Source organism: Streptomyces sp. YS-3 (assembly GCF_045257485.1).
Classification (GTDB): domain Bacteria; phylum Actinomycetota; class Actinomycetes; order Streptomycetales; family Streptomycetaceae; genus Streptomyces.
Map to the genome: position 1 here is coordinate 1 of NZ_JBJHPC010000767.1, position 2795 is coordinate 2795.

Annotated in this window: 2 protein-coding genes; one reads left to right on the forward strand and one right to left on the reverse strand. The window is 76.7% G+C overall.

The features are described from left to right. Window positions 1–48 precede the first annotated feature (48 nt). The gene (locus ACJA3G_RS34500) at window positions 49–1491 is read left to right on the forward strand and encodes an alkaline phosphatase PhoX (RefSeq protein WP_406556975.1); all 1443 of its coding nucleotides are present in this window, start codon (window positions 49–51) and stop codon (window positions 1489–1491) included. Between the two features lie 46 nt (window positions 1492–1537). On the opposite strand, the gene ACJA3G_RS34505 is transcribed toward ACJA3G_RS34500, so the two are convergent. Then, window positions 1538–2795 (reverse strand): PQQ-binding-like beta-propeller repeat protein (locus ACJA3G_RS34505; protein ID WP_406556976.1); only part of this gene is annotated, 1258 nt, incomplete at its 5' end.

Genomic DNA, 2795 nt, shown 5'->3' on the forward strand with positions numbered 1-2795 from the left:
GGACCCTGACCCCGCCCCCCGCTTCACGCAACCCCGTCAGGAGACCCGATGTCGCTCAGCCGCAGGGAGTTCGCCAGGAATTCCGCCCTCACCGGTGCCGGGGTCGCCCTCACCGGATCCGTCGGGGCGCTGGCCACGGCGCCCGGCGCGCTGGCCGCCGAGGACGTCCACGGCGCCGCCGGGCACGGCCACCACCACGAGCCCGGCTACGGGCCGCTGCTGCCCGACCCCCGGGGCATACTCGCGCTGCCGAAGGGCTTCTCGTACCGGATCGTCACCCACAGCGGCGTCACCCGGCTGGAGTCCGGCGAGATCACCCCGTCCAACCACGACGGCACCGCCGCCTTCGAGGGGCCGCGCGGGGTCACCCTGCTCGTCAACAACCACGAGCTGAAGGGCCCGCGCAAGAACTGGGCGCACCCGGTGCCGCTCACCGAGGGCCTGGTGTACGACCCGGCCGCGTCCGGCGGCTGTACCGTCGTCGAGGTGCACCCGCACGGCGGCCCGGTCGCGGAGTGGGTCGGCATCGCCGGCACCTCCACCAACTGCGCGGGCGGCGCCACCCCCTGGGGAACCTGGCTGACCTGCGAGGAGACCGAGGACAAGGCCGGCTCCAACGGGATGACCAAGGACCACGGCTATGTCTTCGAGGTCGACCCCTGCGACCGCCGCGCCAACCGCGCCCCCAAGCCGGTCAAGGCGCTCGGCCGGTACGCCCACGAGGCCGTGGTCGTCGACCCCCGGCGCGGCCACCTCTATCTGACCGAGGACGCCTCCGGCCCCAACGGCCTGCTCTACCGCTGGACCCCGCCGCACGGCTTCAAGCACGGCCGCGGCCGGCTGCGCACCCTGGCCGACGACGCCGGGGTGCTCCAGGCCCCCAAGTGCCACGACGCGGGCGGCCGGTTCGTCGACGACCTCTCGCGCGCCACCGCGATCGGCACGGTGTACGGGGTCGACTGGGTGGACGTGCCCGACCGCGACGCCCGCACCGCCTCCGTACGCAAGCAGTTCGCGGACCGGGACGTCACCCGCGCCCGCAAGCTGGAGGGCATGTGGTGGGGCGACGGCGGCGCCTACATCGTCTCCTCGTACGCCCGTGACGAGTCCCCGGTCCAGCACGACGGCCAGGTGTGGTTCTACGACCCGCGCCGCCGGACCCTCACCCTGAAGGTGCTGCTCGGCGTCAACGCCGAACCCGGCAAGGACGGCGCCTTCGACGGCCCGGACAACATCACCGTCTCGCCGTACGGCGGTCTGGTCATCGCCGAGGACGGCGAGGGCGTCCAGCACCTCTTCGGCGCCACCGACTCCGGGCGTACGTACCCCATCGCCCGCAACGAGCTGAACCAGGGCACCGAACAGGAGCCGGAGTACAGCGAGTTCACCGGGGTGACCTTCTCGCCCGACGGACGGACGCTGTTCGCCAACATCCAGGAGCCGGGCATCATGCTCGCCATCACCGGCCCGTGGCGCCGCCAGCCGCGCTGAGCGCCCGGCCGGACGCGCGGCGGATCCGCGGCGGCCCGCGGATCCGTCAGCCGGGCCCTTCCGGGCCCCGGAAGGTGGTGAGGACCGAGCCGGCGCACACATGCACCAGCCCTCCTCCCGCCGCGCCGCCGCGCGCCTCCCCGCCGCCCTCGAAGGGCACGGCCCACAGCAGTTCGCCGGTCGCCGGGTCGAGCGCGTGCAGCCCCCACTCCGGGCCGCCCAGGGCGAGCCGGTCGCTGCCCGGCTCGGGCCCGGTGACGTACAGACGCCCCTCGCTCAGCAGCGGCGGTGTGCCGGCCGCCGCGCCGAGCCGCCGTACGTCGGTGCGCAGCCAGCGGGTGCGGCCGGTCGCCGCGTCCAGCGCGCTGACCTCGGCGTACGAACCGGCGTGCACCAGACCGCCGGTGGCCGTCGGGGTCACCGACACCGACCCGGTCACGCCCCGGGACCACAGGGTCGTCCGGGTCGCCAGCTCGACGGCGCCGACCGCCTCGCCCAGCGCGAAGTAGCCGGTGCCGCTCGCCCCCGGGTGGGCGTCCGGGCGCGGCGCCCCGCCCGCGACGGTCGTCTCCGCGCGGCCGTCGGCGGCCCGCAGCACATGGAGCGGGCCGCGTTCCCCGGGCCTGCCCGACGCGGCGGGGACGGAGGCGGCGACCGCGAACCGGCCGCCCGCGTGCCGCACCGCCGTCACGGGGGCGGCCGTCCCCTCGTGGCACCAGAGCCCCTCGCCGGTCGCCGGGTCGTAGCCGTACGCCCGCCAGGGCCGCTCCCGCCCGGCGGCCCCGAGCCCCTCGTAGGGCTCGTACGTGACGAGGCACGCGACCGTGTCACCGAGCGCGAGCAGGCCCCGGGAGCCCTCCGGCCGGTCGTCCTCGGACGGCGCCGAGGCGCGCGGGCGCAGCCCCTCCGCGCGCGGATCGCGGGTCTCCCAGCGGGTGGTGCCGGTGGCGGAGTCGAGCGCGGCGAGGACCGGCGCGGCGCCGGGCACGGTCCGTACGACGTGGACGACATCGGTGCCGTGCGGCACGACCTGGGTGACGCCCTCGGCGTCCCGCTGCCAGCGGACGGCGCCGGTGGCGGGGTCGAGTCGGGTGAGGAAGGCCTCGTCGTGGACGTAGAGGGCGTCGCCGTGGCGCAGGAGGGCGCCGCCGTACGGAGTGGCGCCGAGGTCGCGGGTCCACAGGGCACGGCCGCGGGGCCACGGTGCGCCGCCGTCGGCCGGCGCGTCCTCGGCGCCCTCCGCGCGGGGCGCGGCGGCGGTGGAGATCGCGGCGGCGGCCACGGCGCCGGAGGCGGACCACAGC

Coding starts and splice junctions, on each gene's coding strand:
- ACJA3G_RS34500 (WP_406556975.1), top strand. CDS start 49: ATGTCGCTCAGCCGCAGGGAGTTCGCCAGGAATTCCGCCCTCACCGGT.